Source organism: Bacillus sp. F56 (assembly GCF_001748205.1).
Lineage (GTDB): Bacteria > Bacillota > Bacilli > Bacillales > Bacillaceae > Bacillus > Bacillus stercoris.
In genome coordinates this window covers 119,392-140,676 of sequence record NZ_BDFC01000007.1, presented here as the reverse complement: position 1 = coordinate 140,676, position 21,285 = coordinate 119,392, and the positions used below count along the sequence as shown (strand labels likewise).

Below are 21,285 nucleotides of genomic sequence, written 5' to 3'. Positions count from 1 at the left end.
ACTTAAAGGTAGTCGATTGGTGTATTCGGAGGGAGGGAAAGAGAATGTCAAAAACGGTCGTTAGAAAAAACGAATCGCTTGAAGATGCTCTTCGTCGCTTCAAACGCAGTGTATCAAAGACAGGTACTTTGCAAGAAGCAAGAAAGCGTGAATTTTATGAAAAGCCTAGCGTAAAGCGCAAGAAAAAGTCTGAAGCTGCTAGAAAACGCAAATTCTAAAAGAGGGTGGATTTATGAGTCTTCTTGAGCGTCTCAACCAGGATATGAAGCTGTATATGAAAAACCGTGAGAAAGACAAACTGACTGTCGTTCGAATGGTTAAGGCTTCACTTCAAAATGAAGCAATTAAGCTTAAGAAAGACAGTTTGACCGAGGATGAGGAACTCACTGTCCTTTCTCGTGAACTTAAGCAACGTAAAGACTCCCTCCAGGAATTTTCAAACGCTAATCGTTTAGATTTAGTAGATAAAGTTCAAAAAGAGCTGGACATTTTAGAAGTTTATTTACCTGAGCAGCTGTCAGAAGAAGAGCTGCGTACAATCGTAAATGAAACCATCGCAGAGGTCGGTGCGAGCTCAAAAGCGGACATGGGCAAAGTGATGGGGGCAATTATGCCTAAAGTAAAAGGTAAAGCTGACGGAAGTTTAATTAATAAGCTTGTGAGCAGTCAACTGTCTTAAATGGCAAAGAAAAGGACATCTTTCTAAGAGAGATGTCTTTTTTTATACATAAAAAAATGAAACCTTTGATACATTTGTTACGTATGAAGAGAAGGCACTTATTATAAAAGGAAGGAGGGATACACAGCCCTTGCTTCAAATCAAAGGATTCCGTGCTGTTCTTTTGAGTATATTTTTACTTTCTTTATTTGGCGTACAGCTGAACGCAAAAGCAGAAAAACAAACTGTATATGTGATCCCGGTTGAGAAAAATGTCGAACAGGGTCTCGCCTCGTTTTTGTCCCGTTCGTTACAAGATGCAAAGGATGCACATGCAGCCCACATTATTCTTGATATCAATACACCGGGGGGATTAGTCAAATCTGCTATTGATATGGCGGATGTGATCACCGAAAGCGAGATCCCCGTAACTGCATATGTAAACAAACGCGCGTTGTCTGCTGGTGCATACATTGCGCTGCAAGCCGATCACATTTATATGCCGCCTGGCGGAAAAATGGGAGCCGCCGCGATTATTGATGGCCAAGGCAATGCCGCTGACCAAAAAGCTGAATCACTTTGGCTGGCAGAGATGGAAGATGCCGCAGTGAAAAATAATCGCGATCCAAAATATGCGCTCGCAATGGCTGACCCGGATATAGATGCCAAGGAAGTCGGCGCGCCTAAGGGAGATCTGCTGACACTTAACGCAGACAAGGCGATGGAGGTAGGCTATTCAGAAGGCACTGCTGACAATGTATCCGCGCTCGTAAAGAAGCTTGGGTTCGAAAAAGCGCAGATCAGCTATGCAAAGGAAAGCTTTGCTGAAAAAACAGCAAGATGGCTGACGAGCCCGGTCATTGTCCCCATTCTGCTGACTATCGCTTTTTTAGGTCTGACAGTAGAGCTTTTTTCCCCGGGTGTCGGTCTCCCTGGAACGGCTGGATTTATTGCGTTATTGCTGTTTTTCTACGGTCATCTCGCAGCAGGCCTTGCCGGGTATGAGACGGTTCTCCTCTTTATCGCAGGGGTGATCCTCATCCTGCTTGAGATTTTCCTTCCTGGAGGAATCATTGGTTTACTTGGCTTGGGGTCGATTATTGTGAGCCTGTTTTTAGCCGCGGGAAGCTTCACTGTCATGGCGGTTTCTCTCTTGATCGCCACAGCTGTTTCAATTACAGCTTTTATTTTACTGACAAGGGTGTTGGGAAAGCGTATGAAATTCTTTAGAAAATTGATATTAAATGATTCTACAAATACGGAGAGCGGCTACGTATCAAATCAAACGCGCACGGACCTAATGGGAAAGGTGGGTATAACCTCTACACCGCTGCGTCCTTCCGGTACCGTCATTATTGACGATGAACGCCTTGACGTTGTTTCGGAGGGATCGTTTACAGAAAAAGATAAGAAAGTAAAAGTGATTAAAGTAGAAGGCTCACGTATTGTCGTGAGAGAAATTTAAATAGAAACGAGGAGAAGTTATATGGATCCGTCAACATTTATGATTCTGGCAATTGTCGCAGTCGCGATCATTGTTTTGGCTGTATTTTTTACATTTGTGCCTGTAATGCTTTGGATTTCAGCTTTAGCAGCCGGAGTGAAAATCAGCATTTTCACCCTGGTTGGGATGAGGCTTCGCCGCGTCATACCGAACCGGGTTGTTAACCCGCTGATTAAAGCGCATAAAGCAGGACTGAATGTTGGAACAAACCAGCTAGAAAGCCACTATCTGGCCGGAGGTAATGTTGACAGAGTTGTCAACGCGCTTATCGCCGCCCAGCGAGCTAACATTGAACTCACATTCGAGCGCTGTGCTGCCATTGATCTTGCCGGCCGGGATGTATTGGAAGCTGTTCAAATGAGCGTTAATCCTAAGGTCATTGAAACGCCGTTCATTGCCGGTGTGGCCATGGACGGTATTGAAGTGAAAGCGAAAGCGAGAATCACAGTAAGAGCGAATATCGAACGTCTCGTCGGGGGAGCGGGGGAAGAAACCATTGTTGCCCGTGTCGGTGAAGGGATCGTCTCTACAATCGGTTCATCCGAAAATCACAAAAAAGTGCTTGAAAACCCCGACATGATTTCTCAGACGGTACTAGGAAAAGGATTGGACTCAGGAACGGCATTTGAAATTCTCTCGATTGATATTGCTGATGTTGACATCGGTAAAAACATCGGTGCGATTTTACAAACTGATCAGGCCGAGGCTGATAAAAACATCGCGCAGGCAAAAGCGGAAGAACGACGTGCAATGGCTGTCGCTCAAGAACAGGAAATGCGCGCCCGCGTAGAAGAAATGCGCGCGAAAGTGGTAGAAGCCGAGGCGGAAGTGCCGCTTGCGATGGCGGAAGCCTTGCGTGAAGGGAATATTGGCGTCATGGATTACATGAATATCAAGAACATTGATGCTGACACAGATATGCGTGATTCATTCGGCAAGCTGACGAAAGACCCGTCGGATGAAGACCGCAAATCATAATCTCTCTAAGAAGGGAGAACGCTGATGGAAGATCTACTGACAAATCCGCTTATTATTGCAGCGATCATCGGAATTATTTCTGCGATTTTCGGCAAAAAGAGCAAAGAAGAAAAGCAAAACAGCCAAAAAAGAAAAATACCTCAACAGGTGCAAACTGCTTCCCCTCAAAAGAAGCAGTCAAAAGAAGAAGCTCCTGCACCTATCCCTAACCGCATGGAACAGGCAAGACGGGAAGCGGAAGAAAGACGCAGGGAAACAGAAAGAAATCTGAAAGGGCTGGAACGAGATCTTACTGCTGCCAAACAAAAAGCGGTATACACAAAACAAAAAATGCTCCAGGTGAATAAAGACACCGTGGTACAGGGGATCGTTCTAGGAGAGGTATTCGGGCCTCCAAGGGCGAAAAAACCTCATCATACGATGCGCCCGGCCCGTAAAAATTAAAGTGTTAGAACCTCCTTTCAAATCATACATATGAGATGAAAGGGGGTTCTTTTTGTATGGGGCAAAGAAAGAATCGTGTGAAAGCTTGGCTGACAAGAGCATTGGAAATTCCCCCGGACGTTATGATGGATCTGCCGAGGATTACAATGGTTGGCAGACTTCATATCTACATAGAAAACCACAGAGGCCTTTTGCTTTTCAGCGAGAATGAAGTGAGGCTGATGCTGAAGCAGGGCCAGTGCATCATATCTGGTAAAAATTTTGTCATCAAGGCGATTCTTCCGGAAGAAATACTTTTGGAGGGTACGATTGATGTCGTTCGATATGTTGAGTCATAAAGCCGAGGGGGAAATGTTGTGAAAAATAAATGGCTGTCTTTTTTTTCGGGTAAGGTCCAGCTTGAATTGACGGGAAGAGGGATTGAGCGGCTCCTTAATGAATGCACAAGACAGGGGATTCCAGTCTTTCATGTCAAAAAAAAGAAAGAAGCCGTATCGTTATATATACAGCTTCAGGATGTACATGCCTTTCGGCGGGTGAGAAGTAAATTTAAATGTAAAGCCCGATTTATCAATCGGAAGGGTTTTCCCTTCCTGTTGCTGAAATCAAAGCTGAATATAGGGTTTACGATCGGTTTTGCGATTTTTTTCATCCTTTTGTTTTTGCTTTCCAATATGGTGTGGAAAATTGATGTGACAGGCGCTAAGCCTGAAACAGAGCATCAAATGAGGCAGCATCTTAATGAAATCGGCGTCAAAAAGGGCCGGCTGCAGTTTTTAATGATGTCGCCCGAAAAAATACAGAAATCATTAACCAATGGAATAGACAATATCACCTGGGTCGGCGTTGATCTGAAGGGGACGACCATTCACATGAAAGTTGTGGAGAAAAATGAGCCCGAAAAAGAAAAGTATGTTAGCCCGCGCAATATTGTCGCCAAAAAGAAAGCAACCATTACGAGAATGTTTGTGCAAAAAGGACAGCCCATGGCCGCCATACACGACCATGTTGAAAAGGGACAGCTGCTTGTTTCTGGGCTGATCGGCAGTGAAGACCATCAGCAGGAAGTCGCCTCAAAAGCAGAAATTTACGGAGAAACCTGGTATAGATCAGAAGTGACAGTTCCGCTTGAAACATTATTTAACGTCTATACGGGCAAAGTAAGGACAAAGCACAAGCTTTCTTTTGGCTCGTTGGCAATCCCGATCTGGGGGATGACGTTTAAAAAAGAGGAATTGAAGCATCCAAAAACAGAACAAGAAAAGCACTCGCTTCATTTTCTCGGATTTAATCTCCCTGTATCCTATGTCAAAGAGCAAACAAGAGAAAGTGAAGAGGCTTTGCGAAAATATACAAAAGAAGAAGCAGTTCAAGAAGGCATTAAATTGGGTAAACAGGATGTAGAGGATAAAATAGGCGAAAACGGCGAGGTGAAAAGTGAAAAAGTTTTGCACCAGACTGTTGAGAATGGTAAAGTAAAGTTGATTATTCTCTACCAAGTTATAGAAGATATCGTTCAAACCACACCTATTGTCAGGGAGACTGAAGAATGACAGAACATTTACTTGCGATGAATCAAAAACTGAAAAACCCGGACGAGGCGCTTTCACTCTTCGGGAACCAAGATTCTTTTTTGAAATTGATGGAGAAAGATCTGAATGTAAATATCATTACGCGCGGCGAAACGATTTATGTTTCAGGCGATGATGAATCGTTTCAGATTGCAGACAGGCTGCTGGGATCACTCCTCGCTTTAATTCGCAAGGGGATAGAGATCTCTGAACGTGATGTGATTTACGCCATCAAAATGGCAAAGAAGAATGAACTTGAATACTTTGAAAGCATGTATGAAGAAGAAATTACAAAAAACGCAAAAGGCAAATCAATCCGTGTAAAAACAATGGGACAGCGGGAATACGTGGCCGCTATGAAGCGGAATGACCTTGTATTCGGCATTGGCCCGGCGGGAACCGGGAAAACGTACCTGGCTGTCGTAAAAGCAGTCCATGCTTTAAAAAACGGACATATTAAAAAAATCATTTTAACAAGGCCTGCCGTGGAAGCCGGTGAAAGCCTCGGTTTTCTCCCAGGTGACCTAAAAGAAAAAGTAGATCCTTATTTGCGCCCGCTGTATGACGCTCTCCATGATGTGCTTGGGGCAGATCATACAGAACGTCTGATGGAAAGAGGCATCATTGAAATTGCTCCGCTTGCATATATGAGGGGACGGACGCTCGATGATGCTTATGTTATACTTGATGAAGCACAGAATACCACGCCTGCTCAAATGAAAATGTTTTTGACGAGACTGGGTTTTGGCTCTAAAATGATCATTACAGGTGACGTTAGCCAAATTGACCTGCCGAAAGGCGTCAAATCGGGACTTGCAGTAGCGAAGGAGATGCTGAAAGGAATAGACGGCATTTCTATGATTGAGCTAGACCAGACAGACGTGGTCAGACATCCGCTTGTTGCGAAAATTATTGAAGCATACGATAAGCAAAATTAATGCTGAATGACCCGATCGCGCGTTATCGGGTCATTTTTATGATTGCTTGTGGGCTTGATGTTTCAAGAGGAGGTTCTTGTGTTGAAAAAGAAGGCTAAGACCAAAAGCAGCTCAAAAAAATGGAGCAATTTTAAAAATGCCCGCTCCATGCATGTACTGCTGTATCTTCTGCTGGCTGCCATTATGTTTGCTTTGCTCTTTGTACATGTTAAGCCGGAAACACTTGATTTGGACCTGTTTTCAGTCAGCGACAAGACCATTTATGCTCCGGCAACCGTGGAAGATCAAAAAGCCACGGAGGAAAAAAAGCAAGCCGCTGAGGACGCGGTTGAGGATCAATATACATTAAAAAAAGAATACACAGATAATCGGATAGACCTTGTGTCATCAATATTCGACAGTATCAGTGAAGTGAAAAAATCATCGGAAGAAAGCAGCAAATCCCCATCGGAAAAATCAATGGTCAAATCCGTAAAGGATAAATTGACGTCAGATGTGAATGATTCCATATCCGAGGATTCCATCAAGACATTGCTGAAAGCAGACAGTGAAGACTTTTCTTTTGTAAGAGATACGGTCATTACCGCGGTAAATACGGTCATGAGCAGTGAAATCCCTTCGGATAAGTTATCTGATGCAAAGGATAAAGTGGAAAAAGAGCTAAAGAGCAATTCTATTCCATCTAAATACTTGGGAGCTGCGACAGAAATCGGGCGTTTTGCTATTATTCCGAATTACGTCTTCGATCCGAAAGCAACAGAGGCAAAGCGGCAGGAAGCGTCAGATAATGTCCAGCAAGTTCAAATCAAACAGGGGCAAGTGCTCGTGGAAGAAAATGACCTTATTGATCGGGAAGTGTACAGAAAACTTGAGCTGACCGGGTTATTAAATAACTCAAATCTCTTTAAGCCGATCAGCGGGCTATTGATTATGATCGGACTGTTCATTGCAACACTTGTATATTATTTTGAAAAACAGAAACAAAACCTAAAGTTTAAAAACCAATCCATTCTGCTATTCTCTATTATCACAACACTTTTGCTTGTGATCATGGAGGTTGTCAGTTTGTTTCAGAAGATGGAATATAATAATATCGGCTATCTCGTTCCCATTGCGGCCGGGGCCATCTTAATCAAACTGCTGATGAATGAACGCATTGCCATTTTGGGAAGTATCATTCTTGCGATTTGCGGAAGTATGATGTTTAATCAGGGTGTGACAGGAACGTTCAATTATGTCATAGGAATTTATTATTTGATTAGCGGTATTTCAGGCGTTTTATTTTTAGGAAAACATAATGCAAGGTCAAAAATTTTGCAGACCGGACTTTTCGTGGCGTTTATTAATATGGTTGTCGTTCTATCCTTATTATTGATCCAGAACACCGCGCTTTCGGGTCTTGAAATCGGCACGTTAATGCTCATGGGGGTTGTGTCGGGGTTTGCTTCATCGGTATTAATCATCGGCCTGATGCCGTTTTTTGAGACGGGCTTTGGCATTTTATCCACCATGAGGCTGCTTGAGCTGTCTAATCCTAACCATCCGCTATTGCGCAAAATACTGACAGAAACACCAGGTACATATCATCACAGTGTAATGGTCGCAAATTTATCAGAGGCAGCCTGTGAAGCGGTTGGGGCTAATGGTTTGCTTGCAAGAGTCGGCGCATATTATCACGATCTCGGAAAAACAAAGCGCCCGCAATATTTTATTGAAAACCAAATGAATATTGACAATCCGCATGATAAACTGTCTCCTCAGCTGAGTAAAAATATTATCATCTCGCATACGACAGACGGTGCGAATATGCTGAGAAGCTATAAATTTCCGAAAGAGCTTGTCGATATTGCTGAGCAGCATCATGGAACCTCGCTTTTAAAGTTTTTTTACTATAAAGCGAAGGAAAAAGGCGACCAGATTACAGAGGAAGAGTTCCGTTATCCGGGGCCGAAGCCGCAGTCAAAGGAAGCCGCAATTATATCAGTGGCCGACAGTGTTGAAGCGGCCGTCAGATCCATGCATAACCCAAATCCTGAACGAATTGAAAAGCTTGTCCGGGGTATTATATCCGATAAGCTTCAGGACGGACAGTTCAGTGAATGCGATTTGACATTTAAAGAGCTGGATACAATCGCAAAAACGCTCTGTGCAACATTAAAAGGAATTTTCCACTCCCGGATTGAATATCCGGAGGCTACTAAGAAGGTGAAATAGATGAGTTTACTGATTGATATCGTTGATGAAACAGGAAGCGTCTCAGAAGAGATGCTCAAAGAAGTAGAAAATCTGCTTCAATTTGCTGCTGAGCGTGAAGGCGTTCAGGATCAGGCTGAGGTTTCTGTCACGATCGTTACCAATGATGACATACAGCAGATTAACAAAGAATACCGGGGAAAGGATACACCGACAGATGTCATCTCATTTGCTCTTGAAGAAGAGGGAGAAGGCGAGGTCGAAATCGTGGGCGCGGAGATGCCTCCGGTTTTAGGTGATATTATCATCAGTGCCGATCGCACAAGAGAGCAGGCAGAGGAGTATAATCATTCTTTTAAAAGAGAGCTCGGATTTCTTGCCGTACACGGATTTCTGCACCTTTTAGGATATGACCATATGACGAAAGAGGAAGAAGAGGAGATGTTTACTAAGCAAAAGGATTTGCTGGACGCTTATGGACTCAAGAGATCATAGAAATGAGCTGAAGCGATTCTACAAAAGCTTCGTGCATGCAGGCCGGGGAATCTGGAAAACAGCGCGGACGGAGCGGAATTTCCAATTTCATGCCGCAGCCGCCTGCGTTGTTCTCATTTGCGGCTTCCTTGTAGGACTCAGCACGATAGAGTGGGTGATTATATTCCTTTTGATTGGCGGAATGTTTTCGCTTGAGCTTTTAAATACAGCCGTTGAACATACGGTTGATTTAATAACTGACAAACATCACCCTCTTGCTAAAGCGGCCAAGGACGCTGCCGCCGGGGCTGTTTGCGTTTTTGCCGTCATTTCGTGTATCATTGGTTTACTTATTTTTTTGCCAAAGCTGTAATGGTTGAAAATTCTTACATTTATTTTACATTTTTAGAAATGGGCGTGAAAAAAAGCGCGCGATTATGTAAAATATAAAGTGATAGCGGTACCATTATAGGTAAGAGAGGAATGTACACATGAACAGACAAGAATTAATAACAGAAGCTTTAAAAGCGCGTGATATGGCATATGCGCCGTATTCCAAGTTTCAAGTAGGAGCCGCTCTTCTTACCAAGGATGGAAAAGTGTACAGAGGCTGTAACATTGAGAACGCCGCATACAGCATGTGCAATTGCGCTGAGCGTACCGCTTTATTTAAAGCTGTTTCTGAAGGGGATACAGAGTTTCAGATGCTGGCCGTTGCGGCTGACACCCCTGGACCGGTATCTCCGTGCGGAGCCTGCCGCCAGGTGATTTCTGAGCTTTGCACAAAGGACGTTGTTGTCGTACTGACTAATTTACAAGGACAAATAAAAGAAATGACTGTGGAAGAATTACTGCCAGGCGCATTTTCATCGGAGGATTTACATGACGAACGAAAGCTTTAAATCAGGATTTGTATCCATTATTGGAAGACCAAACGTAGGAAAGTCTACATTTTTGAACAGAGTCATAGGGCAAAAAATCGCGATCATGAGCGATAAGCCCCAAACGACGAGAAACAAGGTGCAAGGGGTATTAACGACAGGCACATCACAAACCATTTTTATTGACACACCAGGGATTCATAAACCTAAGCATAAGCTCGGGGACTTTATGATGAAAGTGGCGCAAAATACATTAAAAGAAGTTGATTTGATCTTGTTTATGATCAATGCCGAGGAAGGCTACGGGAAAGGCGACGAATTCATCATTGAGAAATTGCAGCAGATGTCTACGCCTGTATTTTTAATCGTAAACAAAATTGATAAAATTCATCCCGACCAATTGCTTTTGTTAATTGACGAATACCGCGGACGTTATCCTTTTAAGGAAATTGTTCCGATTTCTGCTCTAGAAGGAAATAATATCGAAACATTGCTCGCTCAGATTGAAGCGTATTTGCCGGAAGGGCCGCAATTCTATCCGAGTGATCAGGTCACCGACCACCCAGAGCGATTTATCATTTCTGAATTAATCAGGGAAAAGGTGCTGCATTTGACGAGAGAAGAAATCCCGCACAGCATTGCGGTGGCCATCGAATCCATCAAAGGGCAGGACAACGGTTCTGTGCATGTAGCGGCAACGATTGTGGTCGAACGGGATTCCCAGAAAGGCATCGTAATTGGTAAAAAAGGAAGTCTTCTGAAAGAGGTCGGAAAAAGAGCGAGGGCGGATATTGAAGCACTGTTAGGCTCCCGTGTCTACCTTGAATTGTGGGTGAAAGTGCAGAAAGATTGGCGCAATAAAATGTCCCAGCTTCGCGATTTTGGCTTTAAAGAGGACGAATATTAATCTCTTGCCGTGTGGGACATTATCTCACAGGAACAGGGATACATTAGCAAATTTTGTTTAACATGAAATGGAGGACATCTGGTCAAGATAAAGGTAAGAATTTGGAATTTAGGTAAGCTAGTTTAACTACAGAAAGGTGGGTTTCTTGTGTTGAATTTTACCTGGAACGTATTTTCTCAAACAGGAAATGTTGATACGTATCTTCTTTTTAAAGAACTGGAAAAAGAGAACATGGAAAGACCCGAAGAACTAGAAGACGAGCTAGCCCGATTTGATTATCCAATTTTATAAACCTCTTGGCCGCTCCTGCTTTAGGAAGGTGCGGAAATGCTGACAAAATGTGAAGGGATCGTTCTTCGCACAAATGATTACGGAGAGACGAATAAAATCGTAACATTACTGACAAGAGAACACGGAAAAATAGGTGTTATGGCACGAGGCGCCAAAAAACCGAACAGCCGTTTATCAGCAGTCAGCCAGCCCTTTTTGTATGGTTCATTTTTAATGCAAAAAACATCAGGCCTCGGAACGCTTCAGCAGGGGGAAATGATCCTCAGCATGAGAGGCATCAGGGAAGACTTGTTTTTAACAGCCTATGCCGCATATATTGCTGAATTAGTCGACAGAGGCACAGAGGAAAGAAAGCCAAATCCTTATTTATTTGAATTTATATTAGAATCACTAAAACAGCTGAATGAAGGAACAGATCCGGATGTTATCACCTTCATTGTTCAAATGAAGATGCTCGGTGTCATGGGGCTGTATCCTGAGCTGAATCATTGTGTACATTGTAAAAGCCAAGACGGAACTTTTCACTTTTCTGTCCGTGATAATGGTTTTATATGCCATCGCTGTTTTGAAAAAGATCCTTACAGGATTCCGATTAAACCGCAAACAGCAAGGCTGTTGAGACTCTTTTATTACTTCGATCTGTCGAGGCTGGGCAATGTGTCCTTAAAAGAGGAAACAAAAGCTGAATTAAAGCAAGTGATTGATTTGTATTACGAAGAATATTCAGGGTTATATTTAAAATCAAAGCGCTTTTTAGATCAAATGGAAAGCATGAAACATCTTATGGGTGAAAACAAAAGTTGACATCTGGTCCATCTTTTTATATGATCATTTATTATAAAATATGTTGCAGTGAGAGAAAGAAGTACTTGCGTTTACCTCATGAAAGCGACCTTAGGGCGGTGTAAGCTAAGGATGAGCACGCAACGAAAGGCATTCTTGAGCAATTTTAAAAAAGAGGCTGGGATTTTATTCTCAGCAACTAGGGTGGAACCGCGGGAGAACTCTCGTCCCTATGTTTGCGGCAGGCAAGCATAGAGACGGGAGTTTTTTGGTTGCTGCCGCAGTCATTTTATGAAAGAAAAGTGGAGGTGCTTGAAATGAATATTCAAGACATGATTCTTACCTTGCAAAAGCATTGGTCCAGTCAGGGCTGTGTGCTTATGCAGGCTTACGATGTAGAAAAAGGAGCCGGCACGATGAGCCCGTATACATTTTTGCGCAGCATCGGCCCTGAGCCGTGGAAAGTGGCTTATGTAGAGCCTTCAAGACGCCCTGCAGACGGCCGATACGGGGAGAACCCAAACAGATTGTATCAGCATCATCAGTTCCAGGTCATTATCAAACCGTCTCCTGATAACATTCAAGAGCTGTATTTAGATTCCTTGCGGGCTCTCGGAATTGATCCGCTTGAGCACGATATTCGTTTTGTTGAAGACAACTGGGAGAATCCGTCTTTAGGCTGTGCGGGTCTTGGCTGGGAAGTATGGCTTGACGGAATGGAAATTACACAATTTACGTATTTCCAGCAGGTCGGAGGACTTGAATGTAAACCGGTTTCAGTAGAAATTACGTATGGAATCGAGCGTCTCGCGTCTTATATCCAGGATAAAGAAAATGTTTTCGACTTGGAATGGACGACAGGGTTTACAGTAAAAGATTTATTCATGATGGCTGAATATGAGCATTCCGTTTATACATTTGAAACGTCAGACGTCGATATGCTGTTCCAACTGTTCAGCACATATGAAAAAGAAGCGATCAAGCAAATGGATAACGGACTTGTTCATCCTGCATATGACTATGTGCTGAAATGCTCGCACACCTTCAATCTGCTTGACGCCAAAGGTGCGATCTCTGTTACCGAGCGGACGGGCTATATCGCAAGAGTGCGGAATTTAGCTAGAAAAGTAGCAAAAACCTATTATGAGGAACGAGAAAAACTAGGGTTCCCAATGCTTAAAGGGGAGGGTTCTTCTCATGAGTAAACAGGATTTACTTTTAGAGATCGGATTAGAGGAAATGCCGGCGCGCTTTTTGAATGAAAGCATGGTTCAGCTTGGCGAGAAGCTGACAGGCTGGCTTAAAGAAAAAAATATTACTCACGGTGATGTGAAGCTCTTCAATACACCGAGACGTCTTGCTGTGTTCGTTAAGGATGTTGCAGAAAAGCAGGATGATATAAAAGAGGAAGCAAAAGGACCTGCGAAAAAAATTGCCCTAGATGCAGACGGAAACTGGACAAAAGCGGCAATCGGATTTTCAAAAGGCCAAGGCGCGAATGTGGAAGACCTGTACATCAAAGAAGTAAAAGGCACAGAGTATGTATTCGTGCAAAAATTCCAAGCCGGCCAAGAAACGAAATCGCTTCTGCCAGAACTGAGCGGTTTAATTACAAGCTTGCATTTCCCGAAAAACATGCGCTGGGGAAATGAAGATTTGCGTTATATCCGACCAATCAAATGGATTGTCGCTTTATTTGGACAGGATGTCATTCCATTTTCGATCACAAACGTTGAATCTGGACGAACAACACAGGGACACCGTTTTCTCGGACATGAAGTATCAATTGAATCACCTTCAGCTTATGAAGAGCAGCTGAAAGAACAGCATGTTATTGCTGATCCTAACGTCCGAAAGCAAATGATTCAATCTCAGCTGGAAGCAATGGCTGCAGAACACAATTGGAGCATTCCGGTTGACGAAGACCTTCTTGATGAAGTGAATCATTTAGTAGAATACCCGACAGCTCTTTACGGTTCATTTGAATCTGAGTTTCTGTCAATTCCTGAGGAAGTGCTTGTCACGACAATGAAAGAGCATCAGCGCTACTTCCCTGTCAAAGACAAAAACGGTGACTTGCTGCCTCACTTTATCACAGTCCGAAACGGCAACAGCCACGCGATCGAAAATGTGGCTCGAGGCAATGAGAAAGTGCTGCGCGCGCGTTTGTCTGATGCTTCATTCTTCTACAAGGAAGATCAGAAACTGAACATTGATGCAAACGTGAAGAAGCTTGAAAACATTGTGTTCCATGAAGAGCTTGGTTCTCTAGCTGATAAGGTTAGAAGAGTCACATCAATCGCAGAGAAGCTTGCCGTTCGTCTCCAGGCTGATGGAGATACGTTAAAACATGTGAAGCGAGCTGCTGAAATTTCTAAATTCGACCTTGTCACGCATATGATATATGAATTCCCTGAACTTCAAGGAATTATGGGCGAAAAGTATGCGAGAATGCTTGGTGAAGATGAAGCTGTGGCTGCGGCAGTCAATGAACATTATATGCCTAGATCAGCTGGCGGAGAAACGCCTTCTACTTTTACAGGAGCTGTTGTAGCAATGGCGGATAAGCTTGACACAATCGCTTCATTCTTCTCAATCGGCGTTATTCCGACCGGTTCTCAGGACCCTTACGGACTGCGCCGCCAGGCAAGCGGCATTGTTGCGATTCTTCTTGACCGCAACTGGGGAATTTCATTTGAAGAGCTGCTTACTTTCGTTCAAACTGATAAAGAAAATGAACTGCTAGATTTCTTCACTCAGCGCCTGAAATATGTCTTGAATGCTGAACAAATCAGACATGATGTTATCGACGCCGTGCTGGAAAGCTCTGAGCTTGAGCCATACTCAGCGCTGCATAAAGCGCAAGTACTGGAACAAAAGCTTGGTGCACCTGGCTTTAAGGAAACAGCTGAAGCGTTAGGCCGAGTGATCTCTATCAGCAAAAAAGGAGTCCGCGGAGACATTCAGCCTGATCTGTTTGAAAATGAATACGAAGCAAAGCTGTTTGATGCCTACCAAACAGCGAAGCAAAATCTGCAGGAAAACTTCAGCAAAAAAGATTACGAGGCGGCGCTTGCTTCACTTGCAGCCTTAAAAGAACCGATTGATGCTTACTTCGACCATACAATGGTTATAGCGGATAATGAGGCATTAAAGGCAAATCGTTTAGCGCAAATGGTCAGCTTGGCGGATGAGATCAAGTCCTTTGCGAATATGAATGCCCTTATTGTAAAATAAAGAGAGAAAAGGCGGTTGCTGTGTGATCGGTAATCGTCTTTTCCCCATTTATAAGTTTTTTGTTTGATTACAAGATATTTACGCTATAATATGGATTATTATTTCTTTACATAGCTATGAAGTGAAAAGGTGGTGAGTACGATCGAACTAAATAAACGGCAAGAACATATTTTGCAGATTGTAAAAGAAAACGGGCCGATTACAGGGGAGCATATTGCAGAAAAGCTGAACCTAACCAGGGCGACATTGCGTCCGGATTTAGCCATACTCACCATGTCAGGATTCCTCGAGGCGCGCCCGAGAGTCGGTTATTTCTATACGGGAAAAACCGGCACACAGCTTTTGGCGGATAAACTCAAAAAGCTTCAGGTGAAAGACTTTCAATCTATCCCCGTAGTGATTCACGAAAACGTTTCTGTGTACGATGCGATTTGCACCATGTTTTTAGAAGATGTAGGTACTCTGTTTGTGGTGGACCGCGATGCTGTTTTAGTCGGGGTGCTTTCACGAAAGGACTTGCTCAGAGCGAGCATTGGCCAGCAGGAGCTTACATCGGTCCCTGTTCACATCATCATGACAAGGATGCCGAACATTACGGTGTGCAGACGTGAGGATTATGTAATGGACATTGCAAAGCACTTAATAGAAAAACAAATTGATGCGCTGCCTGTCATCAAAGATACCGATAAAGGCTTTGAAGTAATCGGCAGAGTGACAAAAACAAATATGACAAAAATACTTGTCAGTTTATCGGAAAATGAAATCCTATAAGATTGCAAACTAACGGGGGGATAATATGAATAACCGCATCATCTATGTTGTATCGGATTCCGTCGGTGAAACGGCCGAATTGGTAGTAAAAGCAGCACTCAGCCAATTTAACGGATCGGCGGATGATACACATGTAAGAAGAATTCCTTATGTTGAAGATATAGGCACTATCAATGAAGTGATTTCACTTGCAAAGGCAGACGGGGGCATTATCTGTTTTACACTCGTAGTGCCGGAAATCAGAGAATATTTGATTGCCGAAGCGGAAAAAGCAAATGTTTTATATTATGATATTATCGGCCCGTTAATTGATAAAATGGAAACGGCCTACGGTTTAACAGCGAAATACGAACCGGGGCGGGTCCGCCAGCTTGATGAAGATTATTTCAAAAAAGTGGAGGCCATCGAGTTTGCAGTTAAATACGATGATGGACGTGATCCAAGAGGGATTTTAAAAGCTGATATCGTTTTGATCGGCGTTTCAAGAACGTCTAAAACACCGCTGTCTCAATATCTCGCACACAAGCGCCTGAAGGTTGCCAATGTGCCGATTGTACCTGAGGTTGATCCACCGGAAGAACTTTTTAACGTTGATCCGAAAAAATGCATCGGCTTAAAGATTAGCCCTGATAAACTGAATCATATCAGAAAAGAACGCTTAAAATCACTCGGGCTTAATGATAAAGCGATTTATGCAAATATCAACCGAATCAAAGAGGAACTGGAGTATTTCGAAAAGATTGTGGATCGGATCGGCTGCCAGGTTGTTGATGTTTCAAATAAAGCGGTTGAGGAAACAGCGAATATTATCCATCATCTCAAAACAAAAAACTTATAACTCAGGACGCTCTATCCTGGGTTTTTGGCTATGCCAAAAGGGAATAATGAAAAACAATAGCATCTTTGTGAAGTTTGTATTATAATAAAAAATTGTGATAAAATGATTAATTTTAGGTTTAAGGATCGTGTGATACGAATAAACTATTATGGGTAAGATGTCAAGAATTTCTCCCGGAAATTTTTCGACAAATTCATATACATCCGCAATAATAAAGGATGTGCGATTTTGCTTGCTTTTATGCAGGAGTTTAATGGAGGGATGGAGAATTACTCTTCTTAATGAACAAGAAAAGACGATTTTTGTCGATGCTGATGCTTGTCCGGTAAAAGATGAAATTTTACAAACAGCATCCGAGTATGAAGTTCAAGTTCTTTTTGTCGCTTCATTTGAACATTATCAGCTTTCCAGAAGCAATGAAGAAAAATGGAAGTATGTTGATCCTCATAAAGAAGCTGCTGATATATATATCGCAAATCACGTAAAACCGGGAGATATTGTTGTGACGCAGGACATCGGATTAGCATCTCTGCTGTTGAACAGAAATGTCTCCGTTATGTCGGAAAGAGGTCGTCTTTACAAAGAAGACACGATTGATTTTGCTCTTGAGAGCCGTCATTTTTCCGGCAAACAAAGGAGAAAAGGCGTTTACGCCAAAGGGCCTAAAAAATTGAATAAAGAAGATCGAGAACGATTTATTACACTGCTGCAAAAAATCCTGTCGAACGATGAAGGGATTTTGCACTAAAGCATCGAATAATGTACGACGGAGTGTTATAAGATGGGAAATCGGATACCAGATGAAATTGTGGATCAGGTGCAAAAGTCGGCAGATATCGTTGAAGTCATAGGTGATTATGTTCAATTAAAAAAGCAAGGCCGAAACTACTTTGGACTCTGTCCTTTTCATGGAGAAAGCACACCTTCGTTTTCCGTATCGCCCGACAAACAGATTTTTCATTGCTTTGGCTGCGGAGCGGGCGGCAATGTTTTCTCTTTTTTAAGGCAGATGGAAGGCTATTCATTTGCCGAGTCGGTTTCTCACCTTGCTGACAAATACCAAATTGATTTTCCAGATGATATAACAGTCCATTCCGAAGCTCGGCCAGAGTCTTCTGGGGATCAAAAAATGGCTGAGGCACATGAGCTCCTGAAGAAATTTTACCATCATTTGTTAATAAATACAAAAGAAGGTCAAGATGCACTGGATTATCTGCTTTCCAGAGGCTTTACGAAAGAGCTGATTGATGAATTTCAGATTGGCTATGCTCTTGATTCTTGGGACTTTATCACGAAATTCCTTGTGAAGAGGGGATTTAGTGAGGCGCAAATGGAAAAAGCGGGTCTTCTGATCAGACGCGAAGACGGAAGCGGATATTTCGACCGCTTCAGAAACCGTGTCATGTTTCCGATCCATGATCATCACGGGGCTGTTGTTGCTTTCTCAGGCAGGGCTCTTGGGAGCCAGCAGCCTAAGTATATGAACAGTCCTGAAACCCCGCTTTTTCATAAAAGTAAACTGCTTTACAATTTCTATAAGGCCCGACTTCATATCAGAAAGCAGGAAAGAGCAGTCTTATTTGAAGGGTTTGCCGATGTCATATCGGCTGTAAGCTCGGGTGTAAAAGAAAGCATAGCCACGATGGGAACGTCTCTTACAGATGATCATGTCAAGATCCTGAGAAGAAACGTCGAAGAAATCATTCTTTGCTATGACTCTGATAAAGCCGGTTATGAAGCCACCTTAAAAGCTTCGGAGCTTCTGCAAAAAAAAGGGTGCAAAGTCAGAGTTGCAATGATTCCTGACGGATTGGACCCTGATGATTACATCAAAAAATTCGGCGGGGAAAAATTTAAAAACGACATTATTGACGCCAGTGTCACCGTAATGGCATTTAAAATGCAATATTTCCGAAAAGGAAAGAACCTGTCCGATGAAGGCGATCGCCTGGCTTACATTAAAGACGTACTGAAAGAAATCAGCACGCTTTCAGGGTCTCTAGAGCAGGAAGTCTATGTAAAACAGCTTGCTTCAGAGTTTTCGCTTTCACAGGAGTCTTTAACTGAGCAGCTGTCTGTTTTCAGCAAGCAAAACAAACCTGCTGACAATGGCGGTGAAACAAAAACACGGCGAGCGCATTTGACGACAAAAGCAAGGCAAAAACGTTTGCGCCCGGCGTATGAAAATGCAGAAAGGCTGTTACTCGCTCACATGCTTCGAGATCGGAGCGTCATCAAAAAAGTGATTGACCGGGTAGGGTTTCAATTTAATATTGATGAGCACCGAGCATTAGCCGCTCATCTTTATGCTTTTTATGAAGAGGGAGCCGAGCTGACGCCCCAGCATCTGATGGCCAGGGTGACAGATGATCATATAAGCCAGCTCTTGTCTGATATATTAATGCTTCAGGTTAATCAAGAGCTTAGCGAAGCTGAGTTATCAGATTATGTAAAAAAAGTGTTGAATCAAAGAAATTGGTCAATGATAAAAGAAAAAGAGGCGGAAAGAGCCGAAGCCGAAAGGCAAAAAGATTTTTTAAGAGCTGCTTCTCTGGCTCAAGAAATCGTTACATTGAACCGATCTTTAAAATAACTGGAAAACTGATGAGGAGCATTTATTGGCAATGATTCCTTGCGGAGGAGCAAATAGATCGCTTAACCTCATCATGAATTGTCATTTCATTATTCGCACATTTGTTAAAGGCAGTTCATATAGAAAACGCCTGAATGGACCGAATAAGAATCATACCGCTTATAGAATTCGTTGCAAGCTTTGGAAGGAGGGATCCATAATGGCTGATAAACAAACCCACGAGACAGAATTAACATTTGACCAAGTAAAAGAGCAATTAACAGAGTCTGGTAAAAAACGTGGCGTTTTGACATATGAAGAAATCGCTGAGCGTATGTCCAGCTTTGAAATTGAATCAGACCAAATGGATGAGTATTATGAATTTTTAGGTGAACAAGGTGTTGAATTAATTAGTGAGAATGAAGAAACAGAAGATCCTAATATTCAGCAGCTTGCCAAAGCCGAAGAAGAATTTGACCTTAATGACCTAAGTGTACCGCCTGGCGTTAAAATCAATGACCCAGTTCGTATGTATTTAAAAGAGATCGGTCGGGTTAACCTTCTATCTGCAAAAGAAGAAATCGCCTACGCTCAAAAGATTGAAGAAGGTGACGAAGAATCTAAACGCAGATTGGCTGAAGCGAACCTGCGGCTTGTTGTCAGTATCGCAAAACGGTATGTCGGACGCGGTATGCTGTTCCTCGACCTGATCCAAGAAGGAAACATGGGTCTGATGAAAGCCGTTGAAAAATTTGATTATCGCAAAGGTTATAAATTCAGTACGTATGCTACGTGGTGGATCAGACAGGCGATTACACGCGCTATTGCCGATCAGGCGAGAACGATCCGGATTCCCGTTCATATGGTGGAAACCATTAATAAATTAATCCGTGTGCAGCGTCAATTGCTTCAAGACTTAGGCAGAGAACCAACACCTGAAGAAATTGCGGAAGATATGGATTTAACGCCTGAAAAAGTACGCGAAATCTTAAAGATTGCACAAGAGCCGGTATCACTGGAAACACCGATCGGTGAAGAGGATGACTCACACCTTGGTGATTTTATTGAAGACCAAGAAGCAACTTCACCTTCAGATCACGCCGCATACGAGCTGTTAAAAGAGCAGCTGGAAGATGTACTTGATACGTTAACTGATCGTGAAGAAAATGTATTGCGTCTTCGATTCGGTCTTGATGATGGCCGTACAAGAACATTAGAAGAGGTCGGCAAAGTATTTGGAGTAACGAGAGAGCGTATTCGACAAATCGAAGCCAAAGCGTTGCGGAAACTAAGACATCCTAGCAGAAGTAAACGTTTGAAAGATTTCCTCGAATAAGATGGAACGGGTCTTGCAGATCCGTTCTTCTTTTTTTAAAAAAGATATATGGATAATATGCCTTTATTTTACTGAAAAATGATGTCATTTGCAAATGAACATTGTGATGAAAAATTTCAAAATCTAATTCCATATTTTCTATTGTAAGCGTATACAATACATTATACAATAGAATAAAAAGGATATTAGAGAAATAGGCATGTCTCTATTCAATTTTGTATAAAGTGTGAATAAAAAACTTTTGTATAGCAATCCATTTACTTTTTGTTAAAATAAGTTAGAATTAGAAGTGTTTACATAGGGGGAAGGATCAAAAAGGGGGAAGGGAAATGAAATGGAACCCGCTTATTCCATTTTTACTGATCGCTGTTTTAGGAATTGGTCTAACTTTCTTTTTATCAGTAAAAGGACTTGATGACTCTCGAGAGATTGCAAGCGGAGGAGAAAGCAAATCTGCTGAAAAGAAAGATGCAAACGCTTCACCAGAAGAAATTTACAAGGCAAACTGCATCACATGCCACGGTGAAAATTATGAAGGTGTTTCGGGTCCGAGCTTAAAAGGTGTAGGGGATAAGAAAGATGTCGCTGAAATTAAAACAAAGATCGAAAAAGGCGGTAATGGAATGCCTTCCGGTCTTGTTCCGGCAGATAAGCTGGATGATATGGCAGAGTGGGTGTCAAAAATTAAATAAAAGAACCATATTTCTCTTTATACATTCACAGGCCGCCGAGATGTTCTCGACAGCCTTTTATTTTTGACTGCCGCGTACAGACTCGCATCAAAAGAAATAATCTCAAAATCATTTGCTTCAGCTTGGATTCCGAGCTGATTTTTTATATGATAGTAAAGGAAAAAATGATTGAGAAAAGTTGTGATGACAAGTGAACGAATTAAAATTATCTAAACGA

At 42.5% G+C, this 21,285-nt stretch carries 23 protein-coding genes and 1 other annotated feature; all 23 genes read left to right on the top strand.

The features are described 5' to 3' along the window. Nucleotides 1-44 precede the first annotated feature (44 nt). The 23 genes from rpsU (at nucleotide 45) to cccA (ending at nucleotide 21,068) form a co-directional block, all read left to right on the top strand. Nucleotides 45-218 (top strand): 30S ribosomal protein S21, encoded by a 174-nt coding sequence (rpsU, locus tag BFW96_RS11925; RefSeq protein WP_003152957.1) that lies wholly within the window; start codon nucleotides 45-47, stop codon nucleotides 216-218. Between the two features lie 14 nt (nucleotides 219-232). Beyond that, nucleotides 233-679: a GatB/YqeY domain-containing protein gene (locus tag BFW96_RS11920; RefSeq protein WP_003230022.1), complete on the top strand. Its 447-nt coding sequence runs from the start codon at nucleotides 233-235 to the stop codon at nucleotides 677-679. 130 nt (nucleotides 680-809) lie between these two features. After that, the gene (locus BFW96_RS11915; protein WP_069839510.1) at nucleotides 810-2,123 is read left to right on the top strand and encodes an NfeD family protein; all 1,314 of its coding nucleotides are present in this window, start codon (nucleotides 810-812) and stop codon (nucleotides 2,121-2,123) included. 21 nt (nucleotides 2,124-2,144) lie between these two features. Continuing rightward, on the top strand, nucleotides 2,145-3,140 hold the full coding sequence (floA, locus tag BFW96_RS11910; protein ID WP_014664652.1) for a flotillin-like protein FloA: 996 nt from the start codon (nucleotides 2,145-2,147) through the stop codon (nucleotides 3,138-3,140). A gap of 24 nt (nucleotides 3,141-3,164) precedes the next feature. Then, on the top strand, nucleotides 3,165-3,584 hold the full coding sequence (locus BFW96_RS11905) for a hypothetical protein (protein ID WP_040082590.1): 420 nt from the start codon (nucleotides 3,165-3,167) through the stop codon (nucleotides 3,582-3,584). A gap of 56 nt (nucleotides 3,585-3,640) precedes the next feature. After that, nucleotides 3,641-3,922, top strand: a complete 282-nt coding sequence (gene yqfC / locus BFW96_RS11900) for a sporulation protein YqfC (protein WP_003237082.1) — start codon at nucleotides 3,641-3,643, stop codon at nucleotides 3,920-3,922. 18 nt (nucleotides 3,923-3,940) lie between these two features. Continuing rightward, nucleotides 3,941-5,137, top strand: a complete 1,197-nt coding sequence (gene yqfD, locus BFW96_RS11895; RefSeq protein WP_069839509.1) for a sporulation protein YqfD — start codon at nucleotides 3,941-3,943, stop codon at nucleotides 5,135-5,137. After that, nucleotides 5,134-6,093 carry a PhoH family protein gene (locus tag BFW96_RS11890; protein ID WP_014477373.1) on the top strand — a complete coding sequence of 320 codons (960 nt, stop codon included), beginning with the start codon at nucleotides 5,134-5,136 and terminating at the stop codon, nucleotides 6,091-6,093. The genes yqfD and BFW96_RS11890 overlap by 4 nt, the downstream gene beginning before the upstream one ends. A 78-nt stretch (nucleotides 6,094-6,171) precedes the next feature. Continuing rightward, nucleotides 6,172-8,307 carry a cyclic-di-AMP phosphodiesterase PgpH gene (pgpH, locus tag BFW96_RS11880; protein ID WP_080488017.1) on the top strand — a complete coding sequence of 712 codons (2,136 nt, stop codon included), beginning with the start codon at nucleotides 6,172-6,174 and terminating at the stop codon, nucleotides 8,305-8,307. Then, on the top strand, nucleotides 8,308-8,781 hold the full coding sequence (ybeY, locus tag BFW96_RS11875; protein WP_014664648.1) for an rRNA maturation RNase YbeY: 474 nt from the start codon (nucleotides 8,308-8,310) through the stop codon (nucleotides 8,779-8,781). Next, a complete protein-coding gene (locus tag BFW96_RS11870) occupies nucleotides 8,762-9,133 on the top strand; it encodes a diacylglycerol kinase family protein (RefSeq protein ID WP_069149890.1) in 372 nt (123 codons plus the stop codon). Before ybeY ends, BFW96_RS11870 begins: the two co-directional genes overlap by 20 nt. A gap of 118 nt (nucleotides 9,134-9,251) precedes the next feature. Then, a complete protein-coding gene (locus tag BFW96_RS11865) occupies nucleotides 9,252-9,662 on the top strand; it encodes a cytidine deaminase (RefSeq protein WP_014664646.1) in 411 nt (136 codons plus the stop codon). After that, nucleotides 9,643-10,548 (top strand): GTPase Era, encoded by a 906-nt coding sequence (era, locus tag BFW96_RS11860; protein ID WP_014664645.1) that lies wholly within the window; start codon nucleotides 9,643-9,645, stop codon nucleotides 10,546-10,548. The genes BFW96_RS11865 and era overlap by 20 nt, the downstream gene beginning before the upstream one ends. Nucleotides 10,549-10,695: 147 nt before the next feature. Beyond that, nucleotides 10,696-10,839 (top strand): YqzL family protein, encoded by a 144-nt coding sequence (locus tag BFW96_RS11855; protein WP_003230053.1) that lies wholly within the window; start codon nucleotides 10,696-10,698, stop codon nucleotides 10,837-10,839. 36 nt (nucleotides 10,840-10,875) lie between these two features. After that, nucleotides 10,876-11,643, top strand: a complete 768-nt coding sequence (gene recO / locus BFW96_RS11850; RefSeq protein WP_014664644.1) for a DNA repair protein RecO — start codon at nucleotides 10,876-10,878, stop codon at nucleotides 11,641-11,643. Between the two features lie 39 nt (nucleotides 11,644-11,682). Beyond that, nucleotides 11,683-11,857 (top strand) — a binding site (T-box leader). An 82-nt stretch (nucleotides 11,858-11,939) separates the two neighbouring features. Then, nucleotides 11,940-12,827, top strand: coding sequence for a glycine--tRNA ligase subunit alpha (gene glyQ / locus BFW96_RS11845; RefSeq protein ID WP_040083765.1), 888 nt, complete (start codon nucleotides 11,940-11,942; stop codon nucleotides 12,825-12,827). Further along, nucleotides 12,820-14,859: a glycine--tRNA ligase subunit beta gene (gene glyS / locus BFW96_RS11840; protein WP_069839507.1), complete on the top strand. Its 2,040-nt coding sequence runs from the start codon at nucleotides 12,820-12,822 to the stop codon at nucleotides 14,857-14,859. The genes glyQ and glyS overlap by 8 nt, the downstream gene beginning before the upstream one ends. A 132-nt stretch (nucleotides 14,860-14,991) precedes the next feature. Further along, entirely contained in the window at nucleotides 14,992-15,630 is a 639-nt protein-coding gene (ccpN, locus tag BFW96_RS11835; protein WP_003237058.1) for a transcriptional regulator CcpN, read from the top strand. A gap of 25 nt (nucleotides 15,631-15,655) precedes the next feature. Next, a complete protein-coding gene (locus BFW96_RS11830; protein WP_014664641.1) occupies nucleotides 15,656-16,468 on the top strand; it encodes a pyruvate, water dikinase regulatory protein in 813 nt (270 codons plus the stop codon). Nucleotides 16,469-16,721: 253 nt separating this feature from the next. Continuing rightward, a complete protein-coding gene (locus BFW96_RS11825) occupies nucleotides 16,722-17,216 on the top strand; it encodes a YaiI/YqxD family protein (RefSeq protein WP_014664640.1) in 495 nt (164 codons plus the stop codon). Between the two features lie 33 nt (nucleotides 17,217-17,249). Further along, nucleotides 17,250-19,061, top strand: coding sequence for a DNA primase (gene dnaG / locus BFW96_RS11820; protein WP_069839506.1), 1,812 nt, complete (start codon nucleotides 17,250-17,252; stop codon nucleotides 19,059-19,061). A gap of 199 nt (nucleotides 19,062-19,260) precedes the next feature. Further along, nucleotides 19,261-20,376, top strand: a complete 1,116-nt coding sequence (rpoD, locus tag BFW96_RS11815; protein ID WP_003226225.1) for an RNA polymerase sigma factor RpoD — start codon at nucleotides 19,261-19,263, stop codon at nucleotides 20,374-20,376. 329 nt (nucleotides 20,377-20,705) lie between these two features. Then, nucleotides 20,706-21,068: a cytochrome c550 gene (gene cccA / locus BFW96_RS11810; RefSeq protein WP_040082599.1), complete on the top strand. Its 363-nt coding sequence runs from the start codon at nucleotides 20,706-20,708 to the stop codon at nucleotides 21,066-21,068. Nucleotides 21,069-21,285 lie beyond the last annotated feature (217 nt).